We start from the raw sequence: 14134 nt of genomic DNA, 5'->3' as shown, positions 1-14134 counted from the left end.
TAATGAAAAGAAAACGATAAGGAGGGAAAGGATGCGTTGTCCAAAATGTGGGGCTACCAAGTCAAGTGTTATCGATAGTCGCCAAGCAGAAGAAGGGAACACCATTCGTAGAAGACGTGAGTGCGACGAATGCCAGCACCGTTTTACAACCTACGAACGAGTAGAAGAAAGAACCTTAGTGGTTGTTAAAAAAGATGGCACACGGGAACAATTCTCCAGAGATAAAATCTTTAATGGGATTATCCGCTCAGCCCAGAAACGTCCTGTGTCAAGTGATGAAATAAACATGGTAGTCAATCGTATCGAACAGAAACTCCGTGGTCGAAATGAAAATGAAATTCAAAGTGAGGACATTGGTTCACTCGTCATGGAGGAGTTGGCTGAGTTGGATGAGATTACTTATGTGCGTTTTGCCAGTGTCTATCGTAGTTTTAAGGATGTCAGTGAGTTAGAGAGCCTGCTCCAACAAATCACCCAGTCCTCTAAAAAGAAAAAGGAAAGATAAATGAAGCCAATTGACCGTTTTTCTTATCTAAAGAATAATCGGGTGTCGCAAGATACCTCATCTCTGGTACAGTGCTACCTCCCGATTATCGGTCAGGAGGCACTGAGCCTTTATCTTTATACGATTAGTTTTTGGGATAATGGCAGAAAGGAATACCTTTTTTCAAGCATTCTCAATCATCTCAATTTTGGGATGGACAGACTTTTAAAATCTTTGAAAATCCTATCTGCTTTTAATCTCTTGACCCTCTATCAAAAGGGTGATACCTATCAGATAGTTATCCATGCTCCTCTTTCAAGTCAAGATTTCTTGGAGCATCCTGTTTATCGTAGACTTTTAGAGAAAAAGATTGGCGATGCAGCTGTGGAGGATTTGAAAGTTGAAAGTGCTGATGGTGAAGAAATACCTGTCTCACTCAACCAAGTCTTTCCAGACTTGGCAGAACTGGGAAGTCAAGAAGACCTTGGTCTCAAGAAGAAAGTGGCCAATGATTTTGACTTGGACCATTTTCGTCAGCTTATGGCTCGAGATGGGCTTCGCTTTGCGGATGAGCAGTCCGACGTCTTAAACCTCTTTGCCATTGCTGAGGAGAAGAAATGGACTTGGTTTGAAACTTATCAATTGGCCAAGTCAACAGCTGTCTCTCAAGTTATTTCAACCAAACGCATGCGTGAAAAAATTGCTCAAAAACCTGTTTCCTCTGACTTTAGTCCTAAGGAAACGACCATTATAAAAGAAGCCAAAAGTAAAACTGCCCTGCAGTTCTTGGCAGAAATCAAGCAAACACGTAAGGCAAGTATTACCCAAACAGAAAGAGAACTCTTGCAACAGATGGCAGGCTTGGGCTTGCTGGACGAAGTCATCAATATCATTCTCTTATTGACCTTTAATAAGGTGGATTCGGCAAATATCAATGAGAAATATGCCATGAAGGTAGCCAATGACTATGTCTATCAAAAGATTCATTCGGCAGAAGAAGCAGTCCTGCGAATCCGTGAGCGTGGGCAGAAGAGTCAGGCTCAAAAAGGCAGTAAACCGAGTCCTACCAAGTCCAATGTACCCAAGTGGAGCAATCCAGATTATAAGAATGAAACCAGCGAGGAAACTCGTCTGGAACTAGAACGTAAGAAACAAGAACTATTAGCTCGATTAGAAAAAGGAGGAGATTAGATGGAAAGTGTCGGAGACGTACTCAAACGTCAACCTAGCCGTTTTCATTATCAAGATTTGGTCCAGAAAATCATGAAGGATCCTGATGTTGCGGCCTTTATCCAGCAAGAATCCTTGACTCCAGAGGAATTAAATCGCAGTATCTCCAAGTTTAATCAGTACATTACCGAGCGTGACAAGTTTCTCCGTGGGGATACGGATTATATTGCCAAAGGCTACAAGCCGATTTTGGTTATGAATCATGGCTATGCGGACGTTTCTTATGAAGAAACTCCTGAACTAATCGCAGCGGAAAAAGAAGCGGCTATTAAGAACCGTCTCAAGTTAATCAATCTGCCAGCCAGTCTCAAGAAAGCTAGTTTGGCTCAAGTAGATTTGGATGATTTGGAGCGCTTGCCAGTTTTTGAAAAGCTATTAGCCTTCGTGGAGCAATATCCAACTATTCGTAAAGGTCTCTATCTCTATGGAGACTTTGGTGTGGGTAAAAGTTTCATGGTGGCTGCCTTAGCCCATGATTTATCAGAAAAACGTGGTGTTTCATCAACTCTCCTCCACTATCCTAGCTTTGTCATCGATGTCAAAAATGCTATCGGTGATGGCAATGTTAAGACCTTGGTGGATGAGCTTAAGCTGTCTGAAGTCCTGATTTTAGATGATATTGGTGCCGAGCAATCAACACCTTGGGTGCGTGACGAAATCCTGCAGGTCATTCTTCAATATCGGATGCAGGAAGATTTACCGACCTTTTTCACATCCAACTTCAACTTTGAAGAATTGGAGCAGCATTTCGCTAAAGGGAAACATGGAAATGACGAAACCTGGGAAGCCAGACGGGTCATGGAACGCATCCGTTATTTGGCCGAGGAGACTCGTTTAGAAGGAGTGAATCGTCGATGACAGAAACAATTAAACTGATGAAAGCTCATAAGTCTGTTCGAAGATTTAAGGAGCAAGCCCTCCCTCAGGAAGACTTGACTGAAATCCTGACAGCAGCCCAGATGGCCTCGTCTTGGAAGAATTTTCAATCCTACTCTGTGATTGTGGTACGAAGTCAAGAAAAGAAAGATGCCTTGTATGAATTGGTGCCTCAAGAAGCCATTCGTCAGTCAGCTGTTTTCCTTCTCTTTGTCGGAGATTTGAACCGCGCAGAAAAGGGAGCTCGACTTCATACAGACTCATTCCAACCCCAAGGTATGGAAGGTCTCTTGATTAGTTCGGTCGATGCGGCTCTTGCTGGTCAAAATGCCCTGTTGGCAGCTGAAAGCTTGGGCTATGGTGGTGTCATTATCGGTTTAGTTCGATACAAGTCAGAAGAAGTAGCAGAGCTTTTTAACCTGCCTGACTACACCTATCCTGTCTTTGGGATGGCGCTGGGTCTGCCAAATGAAGAACACGAAGTCAAACCTCGCTTGCCATTGCATCAAGTGGTATTTGAGGAAGAATACCGAGAACAGTCAACTGATGCAATCCAAGCTTATGACCGTGTACAGGCGGACTATGCTGGAGCACGTGCGACCACAAGCTGGAGTCAGCGCCTAGCAGAACAGTTTGGTCAAGCAGAACCAAACTCAACTAGAAAAAATCTTGAACAGAAGAAGTTATTGTAGAAAGTGAGAAATTATGGCCCTACCAACTATTGCCATTGTAGGACGTCCCAATGTTGGGAAATCAACCCTATTTAATCGGATCGCTGGTGAGCGAATCTCCATTGTAGAAGATGTCGAAGGAGTGACACGTGACCGTATTTATGCAACGGGTGAGTGGCTCAATCGTTCTTTTAGCATGATTGATACAGGAGGAATCGATGATGTCGATGCTCCTTTCATGGAACAAATCAAGCACCAGGCAGAAATTGCCATGGAAGAAGCAGATGTTATCGTCTTTGTCGTGTCTGGTAAGGAAGGGATTACCGATGCAGACGAATACGTAGCCCGTAAACTTTATAAGACCCACAAACCAGTTATCCTCGCGGTTAACAAGGTGGACAACCCTGAGATGCGAAATGATATCTATGATTTCTATGCTCTCGGTTTGGGTGAACCACTGCCTATCTCATCTGTTCATGGTATCGGTACAGGAGATGTGCTAGATGCCATCGTGGAAAATCTTCCAAATGAATATGAGGAAGAAAATCCAGATGTCATTAAGTTTAGTTTGATTGGTCGTCCAAACGTTGGAAAGTCAAGTTTGATCAATGCTATCTTGGGAGAAGACCGTGTCATTGCTAGTCCTGTTGCTGGAACAACGCGTGACGCTATTGATACCCACTTTACAGATACAGATGGTCAAGAGTTTACCATGATTGATACGGCTGGTATGCGTAAATCTGGTAAGGTTTATGAAAATACTGAGAAATACTCAGTCATGCGTGCCATGCGTGCTATTGACCGTTCAGATGTGGTCTTGATGGTCATCAATGCGGAAGAAGGCATCCGTGAATACGACAAGCGTATCGCAGGATTTGCCCATGAAGCTGGTAAAGGGATGATTATCGTGGTCAACAAGTGGGATACGCTTGAAAAAGACAACCACACTATGAAAAACTGGGAAGAAGATATCCGTGAGCAGTTCCAATATCTACCTTACGCACCGATTATCTTTGTATCAGCTTTGACCAAGCAACGTCTCCACAAACTGCCTGAGATGATCAAGCAAATCAGCGAAAGTCAAAACACACGTATCCCATCAGCTGTCTTGAACGATGTGATTATGGATGCTATTGCCATTAACCCAACACCGACAGACAAAGGAAAACGCCTCAAGATTTTCTATGCGACCCAAGTGGCAACCAAACCACCGACCTTTGTTATCTTTGTCAACGAAGAAGAACTCATGCACTTTTCTTACCTGCGTTTCTTGGAAAATCAAATCCGCAAGGCCTTTGTCTTTGAAGGAACACCGATTCATCTCATCGCAAGAAAACGTAAATAAAAAAGCAGAATCTGGAATGACATTTCCAGATTTTTTTGATAAAATGAAGTTGAAGAAAGCGCTATCAAAAAGAGGTGTTGATGATGAAACTGTCGTTTAATTGGTTTAATTTGATACTCTTATTTCCTTGTTTTTATTTTTTCTATTGGATAGATAATACTGACAGAGACAGTAAAATTTTCCCCATCTTCTACTATTTTTACTGGATTTATATTTCCCTTTTAGCTCTGTTTAGCTTGGATATGACAATTTTTTCATTCTTATTTTTCCCTTTTGTTCTAAATTATGTATCAGATGCTAGTACTTGGGGTGTTTGGTTGCTTTTGATAGTCTTATCTCTAGGCAGTGACTGGTTAGACTATATCTTTTTCAAAAACATGTTTCGCTTGAGACGAGAACTAGGGGAGTCTAACGGTGGAAGGCATTGATTTATACTCTTCGAAAATCAAATTCAAACCACGTCAACATCGCCTTGCCGTACTCAAGTACAGCCTGCGGTTAGTTTCCTAGTTTGCTCTTTGATTTTCATTGATTATTATATTACTTTCTATTTGTAGGAGGTGGCTTATGGAACATCTAAAATCATTTATTACACGCTATTCCAAGGTCTATATTGGTTTAGTTCTGCTGATCTGGCTGGCTTTCTTCTTTGTTCCTTGGGATAAACCAGTTCTGGGAATATCTATCAATCTCTTAATCATACAGAAAGTCTTGCTAGTTTTTGGAATTATGTCGATTTTGATGGCCTTGCTGTCCAAGAAAGTCAGTCTCTTTGTTTTTGGATTGATCTGCTGTTTTTCTCTTTGGATAAATCTATTTATCCTATTTGCGATTTTGCCGATTTTTGTTGGCAATTAAATCATCATAAAAGTCAGAGAGGTTAGCTTGGAAACTAGCCTCTTTTTCCTTTTCAAAATGGGGATTCTTCCTTGAAAATAATCAGTAATTGTGCTAAAATTAAAAGAACATTCTAAAATATTCGGAATTTAAAGTAAGGAAAAACATGGCTAATATTTTAAAAACAATTATCGAAAATGATAAAGGAGAAATCCGTCGTCTGGAAAAGATGGCTGACAAGGTTTTCAAATACGAAGACCAAATGGCTGCTTTGACAGATGACCAACTAAAAGCAAAAACAGTTGAATTTAAAGAACGTTATCAAAATGGAGAATCACTGGATTCATTGCTTTATGAAGCATTTGCGGTTGTCCGTGAAGGTGCCAAACGTGTCCTAGGTCTCTTCCCTTATAAGGTTCAGGTCATGGGGGGAATCGTTCTTCACCATGGTGACGTGCCAGAGATGCGTACAGGGGAAGGGAAAACCTTGACTGCGACTATGCCGGTATACCTCAATGCCCTTTCAGGCAAAGGGGTTCACGTAGTTACGGTAAATGAATATCTATCAGAACGTGACGCGACTGAGATGGGTGAATTGTACTCATGGCTTGGTTTGTCAGTAGGGATTAACTTGGCTGCCAAATCTCCAATGGAGAAAAAAGAAGCCTATGAGTGTGATATTACTTACTCAACCAACTCAGAAATCGGATTTGACTACCTTCGTGATAACATGGTCGTTCGCGCTGAAAACATGGTACAACGTCCGCTTAACTATGCCTTGGTTGATGAGGTTGACTCAATCTTGATTGACGAGGCGCGTACACCTTTGATCGTATCAGGTGCTAATGCGGTTGAAACTAGTCAGTTGTACCATATGGCAGACCACTATGTAAAATCGTTGGACAAAGACGACTACATCATCGATGTGCAGTCTAAGACTATTGGTTTGTCTGATTCAGGGATTGACAAGGCTGAAAGCTACTTCAAGCTTGAAAATCTCTATGACATCGAAAATGTAGCTCTGACTCACTTTATCGATAACGCCCTTCGTGCCAACTACATCATGCTTCTCGATATTGACTATGTGGTGAGCGAAGAGCAAGAAATTTTGATCGTTGACCAATTTACAGGTCGTACCATGGAAGGTCGTCGTTATTCTGATGGATTGCACCAAGCCATTGAAGCTAAAGAAGGTGTGCCAATCCAGGATGAAACCAAGACATCTGCCTCAATCACTTACCAAAACCTTTTCCGTATGTACAAGAAATTGTCTGGTATGACAGGTACAGGTAAGACTGAGGAAGAAGAATTCCGTGAAATCTACAACATTCGTGTTATTCCAATCCCAACAAACCGTCCTGTTCAACGTATTGACCACTCAGACCTTCTTTATGCAAGTATCGAGGCTAAGTTTAAGGCGGTTGTCGAAGACGTTAAGGCTCGTTACCAAAAAGGTCAGCCTGTCTTGGTTGGTACAGTTGCAGTTGAAACCAGTGACTATATTTCTAAGAAATTGGTCGCAGCTGGTGTTCCTCACGAAGTCTTGAATGCTAAGAACCACTATAAAGAAGCCCAAATCATTATGAATGCTGGTCAACGTGGTGCTGTTACCATTGCGACTAACATGGCCGGTCGTGGTACCGACATCAAGCTTGGTGAAGGGGTTCGCGAATTGGGTGGACTTTGTGTGATTGGAACAGAACGTCATGAAAGCCGTCGTATCGATAACCAGCTTCGTGGACGTTCAGGTCGTCAAGGAGACCCAGGTGAGTCACAATTCTACCTATCCCTTGAAGATGACTTGATGAAACGTTTTGGTTCTGAACGCTTGAAAGGAATTTTTGAACGTCTCAACATGTCTGAAGAGGCGATTGAGTCTCGTATGTTGACGCGTCAGGTTGAGGCAGCGCAAAAACGTGTTGAAGGAAATAACTACGATACTCGTAAACAAGTCCTTCAATACGATGATGTCATGCGTGAACAACGTGAAATTATCTACGCTCAACGTTACGACGTCATCACTGCAGATCGTGACTTGGCACCTGAAATTCACTCTATGATTAAACGCACGATTGGTCGTGTCGTTGATGGTCATGCGCGTACCAAACAAGATGAAAAACTAGAGGCAATTTTGAACTTTGCTAAGTACAACTTGCTTCCAGAAGATTCTATTACGATGGAAGACTTGTCTGGCTTGTCTGATAAGGCCATTAAGGAAGAACTCTTCCAACGTGCCTTGCAAGTTTACGATAGTCAAGTTTCAAAATTACGCGATGAAGAAGCAGTTAAAGAGTTCCAAAAAGTCTTGATTCTACGAGTGGTAGATAACAAGTGGACAGATCATATCGATGCCCTCGATCAATTGCGTAATGCGGTTGGACTTCGTGGCTATGCTCAGAACAACCCTGTTGTTGAGTATCAGGCAGAAGGTTTCCGTATGTTTAATGACATGATTGGTTCGATTGAGTTTGATGTGACACGCTTGATGATGAAAGCCCAAATTCATGAGCAAGAAAGACCACAAGCAGAACACCATATCAGTACAACAGCGACTCGTAATATCGCTGCCCACCAAGCAAATATGCCTGAAAATCTGGATTTTAGCCAGATTGGACGGAATGAACTTTGCCCATGTGGTTCTGGTAAGAAGTTTAAAAACTGTCACGGTAAAAGACAATAAAATGAGATAGTTTAGAGGCGGATACCTTGTGAAAAGTAAATTTTTACTTGGTATCCGTTTGCTTTATAAGGAGATGAGTTATGGTATTTACAGCAAAAAGTCCTAAAATTAATATTGAAGAAGTTCGTGCCTTATCAAAATTAGAAGGCCAAGCTTTGGAGAGAAAATCACAGCGCGATCAAGAGCTAGAAGCCATTATGCGTGGAGAAGACCAGAGAATTCTCTTGGTAATCGGACCGTGCTCATCTGATAATGAAGAAGCTGTCCTTGAGTACGCTAAACGTTTGGCAGCTTTACAAGAAGAAGTAGCAGACCGTATCTTTATGGTTATGCGTGTTTATACAGCCAAACCCCGTACCAACGGAGATGGCTATAAGGGCTTGATTCACCAGCCTAACACGGCAGAAGCGCCTAGTCTCATCAACGGAATCAAAGCCGTGCGCCATCTTCACTATCGTGTCATCACGGAAACAGGTATGACGACAGCTGACGAAATGCTTTATCCTGAAAATCTTCCACTTGTGGATGATTTGATTTCTTATATGGCAGTTGGTGCTCGTTCAGTTGAAGACCAGCAACACCGCTTTGTGGCAAGTGGGGCAGATTTCGCGACTGGCTTTAAAAATCCAACCTCAGGAAATCTCAATGTCATGTTTAATGGGATTTATGCTGCTCAAAACAAACAGAGTTTCCTTTTCCTAGGAAAAGAAGTGGAAACAACTGGGAACCCGCTTTCGCACGCTATTCTTCGTGGAGCGACCAATGAGTATGGTAAGAATATTCCCAACTACTACTATGATAATTTGATGGATACCATTGCCCAGTATGAGAAAATGGGCTTGGAAAATCCCTTTATCATTGTGGACACTAATCATGACAACTCTGGTAAGCAATACATGGATCAGATTCGAATTGTCCGCCAGACCTTGATTAATCGTGATTGGAATGAAAAAATCAAGCAGTACGTTCGTGGCTTTATGATTGAGTCTTATCTAGAAGACGGCCGTCAAAACGAACCGGAAGTATTTGGCAAGTCGATCACGGACCCTTGCCTTGGCTGGGAGAATACGGAAGCCCTCGTCAGAGAAATCTACCAAACGCTAGGAGAATAGTATGGCATTTATTGAAAAAGGTCAAGAAATCGATATTGAAGCAATCAAGGCAGAAACTCAATTGTCTGCGGAAGCCTTGCGACTAAAGGAGCGTCGTGATAGAGAATTGGCAGACATCATTTCAGGAGAAGATGATCGGATCCTTTTGGTGATTGGTCCTTGCTCTTCTGACAATGAAGAGGCTGTCTTGGAATATGCTCGCCGTTTATCAGCTTTGCAAAAGAAGGTGGCGGACAAGATTTTCATGGTTATGCGTGTTTATACAGCTAAACCTCGCACCAACGGAGACGGCTATAAAGGTTTGGTTCACCAACCAGATACCTCTAAGGCTCCAAGCCTGATTAACGGTTTGCAGGCTGTGCGCCAGTTGCACTACCGCGTCATTACAGAGACAGGTTTGACAACGGCTGACGAGATGCTTTATCCGTCAAATCTGGTTTTGGTAGATGATTTGGTCAGCTACCATGCTGTGGGGGCTCGTTCTGTGGAAGACCAAGAGCACCGCTTTGTGGCTTCAGGAATTGATGCACCAGTAGGGATGAAAAATCCAACCTCAGGAAATCTTGGAGTAATGTTTAATGGTATCTATGCTGCTCAGAACAAACAGACCTTCCTCTTCCATGGTCAAGAAGTTGAGACTTCAGGAAATCCCTTGGCCCACGTCATCCTTCGTGGTGCAGTTAATGAATATGGGAAAAATGAGCCTAACTTTTACTATGAAACCCTGCTAAATGCCATTGAACGCTATGAAGCCATGGGACTTGAAAATCCTTTTATCCTCATCGATACCAACCATGATAACTCAGGCAAGCAATATATGGAGCAGATTCGAATTGTTCGTCAGACCTTGCAAAATCGTGATTGGAATGAGAAAATCAAAAAGACGGTTCGAGGCTTTATGATTGAATCCTACCTAGCAGATGGTCGTCAAAACCAACCAGAGGTCTTTGGTTGCTCTATTACGGATCCTTGCTTGGGTTGGGAAAATACAGAGGCCTTGGTAGAAGAGATTTATGCTACCTTGATAAAATAAGTGAAAAGGATGGAGTTGGGGGAATCTCAACTCCTTTTGATGAGAATGATAGTTGGACATGGAATTGACATCGAAGAATTGGCTTCGATAGAAAGTGCAGTTACACGACATGAAGGCTTTGCTAAGCGCGTGCTGACCGCTAAGGAAATGGAACGGTTTAACAATCTTAAAGGGCGCAGGCAAATAGAATATTTAGCTGGTCGCTGGTCGGCTAAAGAAGCCTTTTCCAAGGCCATGGGAACTGGTATTGGAAAACTAGGTTTTCAGGATTTGGAAGTCTTGAATAATGAACGCGGGGCGCCTTATTTTAGTCAGGCACCATTTTCAGGAAAGATTTGGCTGTCTATCAGCCATACCGATCAGTTTGTGACAGCCAGTGTCATTTTGGAGGAAAATCATGAAAGCTAGTCCGCATAGACCAACCAAGGCTCTGATTCATCTGAGAGCTATTCGACAAAATATTCAGCAAATGGGGGCTCATATCCCTGAAGGAACGCTCAAGTGGGCTGTAGTCAAGGCTAATGCCTATGGGCATGGGGCTGTTGCTGTTGCGACGGCGATTCAGGATGAAGTTGATGGCTTTTGCGTTTCTAATATCGATGAAGCCATTGAACTTAGACAAGCTGGACTCAGCAAGCGAATCCTCATTTTAGGAGTTTCTGAAATCGAAGCTGTTTCTCTTGCTAAAGAATACGATATCACCTTGACTGTGGCTGGACTGGAGTGGATTCAAGCACTCTTAGATAAGGGAGCGGACCTAACTGGATTGACAGTCCACCTCAAGATTGATTCAGGAATGGGACGGATTGGTTTTCGAGAGGCCAGTGAAGCTGATCTGGCTCAAGACTTGCTCAAGCAACATGGTGCTCGTGTTGAGGGAATTTTTACCCACTTTGCTACTGCAGACGAGGAATCGGATGACTACTTTAATGCCCAGTTAGAACGGTTTAAAACTATTTTAGCTAGTATGAAGGAAGTTCCAGAGCTGATACATGCCAGCAATTCGGCAACGACTCTTTGGCATGCAGAAACTATTTTTAACGCGGTTCGTATGGGAGATGCCATGTATGGTCTCAATCCAAGTGGAGAGGTTTTGGACTTACCCTATGACTTGAAACCAGCCTTGACCTTGGAGTCTGCTATGGTCCATGTCAAGATAGTTCCAGCTGGAGCTTGTATGGGCTATGGAGCAACTTATCAAGCGGATAGCGAGCAAGTCATCGCGACTGTGCCAATCGGCTATGCGGATGGTTGGACACGAGATATGCAAAATTTCGCTGTCTTGGTAGATGGGCAAGCTTGCCCAATCGTTGGGCGAGTATCTATGGACCAAATCACCATTCGTCTGCCTAAGCTTTATCCGCTGGGAACCAAAGTAACCTTGATTGGTTCTAACGGGGGCAAGGAAATCACAGCTACTCAGGTAGCGGCCTACCGTGGGACTATTAACTATGAGGTGGTTTGTCTTCTCAGCGACCGCATTCCGAGAGAATATTATTAAAAAAGAAAGGAGTGGAGCATGAATCTACATCAACCCTTGCATGTCCTACCTGGTGTGGGACCAAAGTCAGCAGAGAAGTACGCCAAACTAGGAATTGAAAATTTGCAAGACCTCTTGCTCTACTTTCCTTTCCGTTATGAAGATTTCAAAACCAAGCAAGTGCTGGAACTGGAAGACGGGGAGAAGGCAGTCCTATCTGGTCAAGTCGTGACTCCTGCCAGTGTCCAGTATTATGGATTCAAGCGCAATCGTCTGCGTTTTAGCCTCAAGCAGGGAGAAGTCGTTTTTGCAGTGAACTTCTTTAACCAGCCCTATCTAGCAGATAAGATAGAGTTGGGAGCAACTCTTGCTGTCTTTGGAAAATGGGACCGCGCCAAGGCTAGTCTGACTGGGATGAAGGTCCTGGCTCAGGTGGAAGATGACCTCCAACCTGTCTATCGTCTGGCTCAGGGAATCAGTCAAGCCAGTCTGGTAAAGATCATCAAAACGGCCTTTGATCAGGGACTGGACCTCTTGATAGAGGAAAATCTTCCCCAGTCTTTGCTGGACAAATACAAACTCATGTCCCGTTGTCAGGCCGTTCGTGCCATGCATTTTCCAAAGGATTTGGCAGAATACAAGCAGGCCCTTCGCCGTATCAAATTTGAGGAACTCTTTTATTTCCAAATGCAATTGCAGACGCTCAAGTCTGAAAACAGAGTTCAGGGAAGTGGTCTGGTTCTGGATTGGTCTCAGGAAAAAGTGACAGCAGTCAAGGAAAGCCTTCCTTTTGCCCTGACCACAGCTCAGGAAAAGAGTTTGCAGGAAATTTTGACAGACATGAAGTCCGACCATCACATGAATCGTCTCTTGCAAGGAGATGTGGGGAGTGGAAAAACAGTCGTCGCTGGCTTGGCCATGTTTGCGGCGGTGACAGCTGGCTATCAGGCAGCCCTCATGGTGCCAACAGAAATTCTCGCAGAGCAACATTTTGAGAGTTTGAAGAGTCTCTTCCCAGACTTAAAACTCGCTCTCTTGACAGGTTCCTTGAAAGCTGCAGAAAAGAGAGGAGTCTTGGAGACTATTGCCAAGGGTGAGGCTGATTTGATTATCGGAACTCACGCTCTGATTCAGGATGGGGTAGATTATGCTCGTCTGGGCTTGATTATCATCGATGAGCAGCACCGCTTTGGTGTGGGGCAAAGGCGTATTTTACGAGAGAAAGGCAACAATCCTGATGTTCTCATGATGACGGCAACTCCTATTCCACGGACGCTGGCCATCACAGCCTTTGGCGATATGGATGTTTCCATTATCGACCAGATGCCAGCAGGTCGGAAGCCTATTGTGACGCGCTGGATTAAGCATGAGCAGCTGCCTCAGGTCTTGACCTGGTTAGAGGGAGAAATCCAAAAAGGTTCTCAAGCCTATGTTATCTCTCCCTTGATTGAAGAATCAGAAGCTCTGGACTTGAAAAATGCCATTGCTTTATCTGAGGAGTTGACGGCTCATTTTGCAGGTAAGGCAGAGGTGGCTCTTCTACACGGTAAGATGAAGAGTGATGAAAAAGACCAGATTATGCAGGATTTCAAAGAGAGAAAGACGGATATTTTGGTTTCGACAACGGTTATCGAGGTTGGGGTCAATGTTCCCAATGCGACCGTCATGATTATCATGGATGCCGATCGCTTCGGTCTCAGCCAGCTTCACCAGCTCAGAGGTCGTGTTGGTCGGGGAGACAAGCAGTCTTATGCTGTTCTCGTTGCCAATCCCAAGACAGATTCTGGGAAAGACCGCATGCGCATCATGACAGAAACGACCAATGGATTTGTCCTAGCGGAGGAAGATTTGAAAATGCGGGGTTCAGGTGAAATTTTTGGAACCAGACAGTCAGGACTTCCAGAGTTCCAAGTGGCTGATATTATCGAAGATTTTCCGATTTTAGAAGAAGCCAGAAAGGTTGCTAGCTACATTAGTTCTATAGAAGGCTGGCAAGAGGATCCAGAGTGGCGCATGATTGCTCTTCATCTGGAAAAGAAAGAACATTTAGATTAAGCTTTCTCTAAGGAAAACTTAAGCTAGCTTTCAGGTTTGCCCCTTATACTAGAGTCATCAAAAAGAAACGAGGACTCTCACATGACAGTAACGATTAAAGTAAATTACCAAACTACTTTCCAAAAGAAAGAAGCAACAAAATAGGCTCTTTGTCAACTGTAGTGGGTTGAAGAAAAGCTAAGCTCGAGAAAGGACAAAATTTGCCCTTTCTTTTTTGGCTCTTTGTCAACTGTAGTGGGTTGAAGAAAAGCTAATATCTAGAAAGGACAAATTTCGTCCTTTCTTTTTTGATATTCAGAGCGATAAAAATCCGTTTTTTGAAGTTTTCAAA

The 14134-nt window shown here is 43.3% G+C and carries 13 protein-coding genes; all 13 read left to right on the top strand.

The window, feature by feature from the left end; translation table 11 throughout:
* Window positions 1–31 precede the first annotated feature (31 nt).
* The 13 genes from nrdR to recG all read left to right on the top strand — a co-directional run bounded on the left by nrdR (window position 32) and on the right by recG (window position 13803).
* A complete protein-coding gene (gene nrdR, locus GEZ85_RS04800) occupies window positions 32–505 on the top strand; it encodes a transcriptional regulator NrdR (RefSeq protein ID WP_001203672.1) in 474 nt (157 codons plus the stop codon).
* Window positions 506–1675, top strand: a complete 1170-nt coding sequence (locus tag GEZ85_RS04795; protein WP_153209644.1) for a replication initiation and membrane attachment family protein — start codon at window positions 506–508, stop codon at window positions 1673–1675. It begins immediately after the preceding gene.
* Complete coding sequence (gene dnaI / locus GEZ85_RS04790) at window positions 1676–2572, top strand: primosomal protein DnaI (RefSeq protein WP_084888772.1); 897 nt, start codon at window positions 1676–1678, stop codon at window positions 2570–2572.
* Window positions 2569–3282, top strand: coding sequence for an NADPH-dependent oxidoreductase (locus tag GEZ85_RS04785; RefSeq protein WP_153209645.1), 714 nt, complete (start codon window positions 2569–2571; stop codon window positions 3280–3282). Before dnaI ends, GEZ85_RS04785 begins: the two co-directional genes overlap by 4 nt.
* A 13-nt stretch (window positions 3283–3295) precedes the next feature.
* Window positions 3296–4606 carry a ribosome biogenesis GTPase Der gene (gene der, locus GEZ85_RS04780; RefSeq protein ID WP_001207696.1) on the top strand — a complete coding sequence of 437 codons (1311 nt, stop codon included), beginning with the start codon at window positions 3296–3298 and terminating at the stop codon, window positions 4604–4606.
* An 80-nt stretch (window positions 4607–4686) separates the two neighbouring features.
* Window positions 4687–5034, top strand: a complete 348-nt coding sequence (locus GEZ85_RS10325) for a hypothetical protein (protein WP_228112200.1) — start codon at window positions 4687–4689, stop codon at window positions 5032–5034.
* Window positions 5035–5173: 139 nt separating this feature from the next.
* Window positions 5174–5464, top strand: a complete 291-nt coding sequence (locus tag GEZ85_RS04775; protein WP_194251515.1) for a hypothetical protein — start codon at window positions 5174–5176, stop codon at window positions 5462–5464.
* A 145-nt stretch (window positions 5465–5609) separates the two neighbouring features.
* Window positions 5610–8123 (top strand): preprotein translocase subunit SecA, encoded by a 2514-nt coding sequence (gene secA, locus GEZ85_RS04770; protein ID WP_153209646.1) that lies wholly within the window; start codon window positions 5610–5612, stop codon window positions 8121–8123.
* A gap of 80 nt (window positions 8124–8203) precedes the next feature.
* Entirely contained in the window at window positions 8204–9235 is a 1032-nt protein-coding gene (locus tag GEZ85_RS04765) for a 3-deoxy-7-phosphoheptulonate synthase (RefSeq protein ID WP_153209647.1), read from the top strand.
* A gap of 1 nt (window position 9236) precedes the next feature.
* Window positions 9237–10268, top strand: a complete 1032-nt coding sequence (locus tag GEZ85_RS04760; protein WP_153209648.1) for a 3-deoxy-7-phosphoheptulonate synthase — start codon at window positions 9237–9239, stop codon at window positions 10266–10268.
* A 45-nt stretch (window positions 10269–10313) separates the two neighbouring features.
* Window positions 10314–10676 carry a holo-ACP synthase gene (acpS, locus tag GEZ85_RS04755; RefSeq protein WP_228112201.1) on the top strand — a complete coding sequence of 121 codons (363 nt, stop codon included), beginning with the start codon at window positions 10314–10316 and terminating at the stop codon, window positions 10674–10676.
* Complete coding sequence (alr, locus tag GEZ85_RS04750) at window positions 10666–11769, top strand: alanine racemase (RefSeq protein WP_153209650.1); 1104 nt, start codon at window positions 10666–10668, stop codon at window positions 11767–11769. Before acpS ends, alr begins: the two co-directional genes overlap by 11 nt.
* Window positions 11770–11787: 18 nt before the next feature.
* On the top strand, window positions 11788–13803 hold the full coding sequence (gene recG / locus GEZ85_RS04745) for an ATP-dependent DNA helicase RecG (protein ID WP_153209651.1): 2016 nt from the start codon (window positions 11788–11790) through the stop codon (window positions 13801–13803).
* Window positions 13804–14134: the final 331 nt, after the last annotated feature.

Origin of the sequence: Streptococcus mitis, from assembly GCF_009496205.1 — a bacterium.
GTDB lineage: Bacteria > Bacillota > Bacilli > Lactobacillales > Streptococcaceae > Streptococcus > Streptococcus mitis_BN.
This window is presented reverse-complemented; position numbering and strand designations above follow the sequence as displayed.

Excerpts from the sequence above, each read along its gene's own strand:
- nrdR (WP_001203672.1), top strand. The coding sequence starts at position 32 with ATGCGTTGTCCAAAATGTGGGGCTACCAAGTCAAGTGTTATCGATAGT.
- alr (WP_153209650.1), top strand. The coding sequence starts at position 10,666 with ATGAAAGCTAGTCCGCATAGACCAACCAAGGCTCTGATTCATCTGAGA.
- recG (WP_153209651.1), top strand. The coding sequence starts at position 11,788 with ATGAATCTACATCAACCCTTGCATGTCCTACCTGGTGTGGGACCAAAG.
- GEZ85_RS04760 (WP_153209648.1), top strand. The coding sequence starts at position 9,237 with ATGGCATTTATTGAAAAAGGTCAAGAAATCGATATTGAAGCAATCAAG.
- GEZ85_RS04795 (WP_153209644.1), top strand. The coding sequence starts at position 506 with ATGAAGCCAATTGACCGTTTTTCTTATCTAAAGAATAATCGGGTGTCG.
- dnaI (WP_084888772.1), top strand. The coding sequence starts at position 1,676 with ATGGAAAGTGTCGGAGACGTACTCAAACGTCAACCTAGCCGTTTTCAT.
- der (WP_001207696.1), top strand. The coding sequence starts at position 3,296 with ATGGCCCTACCAACTATTGCCATTGTAGGACGTCCCAATGTTGGGAAA.
- GEZ85_RS04785 (WP_153209645.1), top strand. The coding sequence starts at position 2,569 with ATGACAGAAACAATTAAACTGATGAAAGCTCATAAGTCTGTTCGAAGA.
- acpS (WP_228112201.1), top strand. The coding sequence starts at position 10,314 with ATGATAGTTGGACATGGAATTGACATCGAAGAATTGGCTTCGATAGAA.
- GEZ85_RS10325 (WP_228112200.1), top strand. The coding sequence starts at position 4,687 with ATGATGAAACTGTCGTTTAATTGGTTTAATTTGATACTCTTATTTCCT.
- GEZ85_RS04775 (WP_194251515.1), top strand. The coding sequence starts at position 5,174 with ATGGAACATCTAAAATCATTTATTACACGCTATTCCAAGGTCTATATT.
- GEZ85_RS04765 (WP_153209647.1), top strand. The coding sequence starts at position 8,204 with ATGGTATTTACAGCAAAAAGTCCTAAAATTAATATTGAAGAAGTTCGT.
- secA (WP_153209646.1), top strand. The coding sequence starts at position 5,610 with ATGGCTAATATTTTAAAAACAATTATCGAAAATGATAAAGGAGAAATC.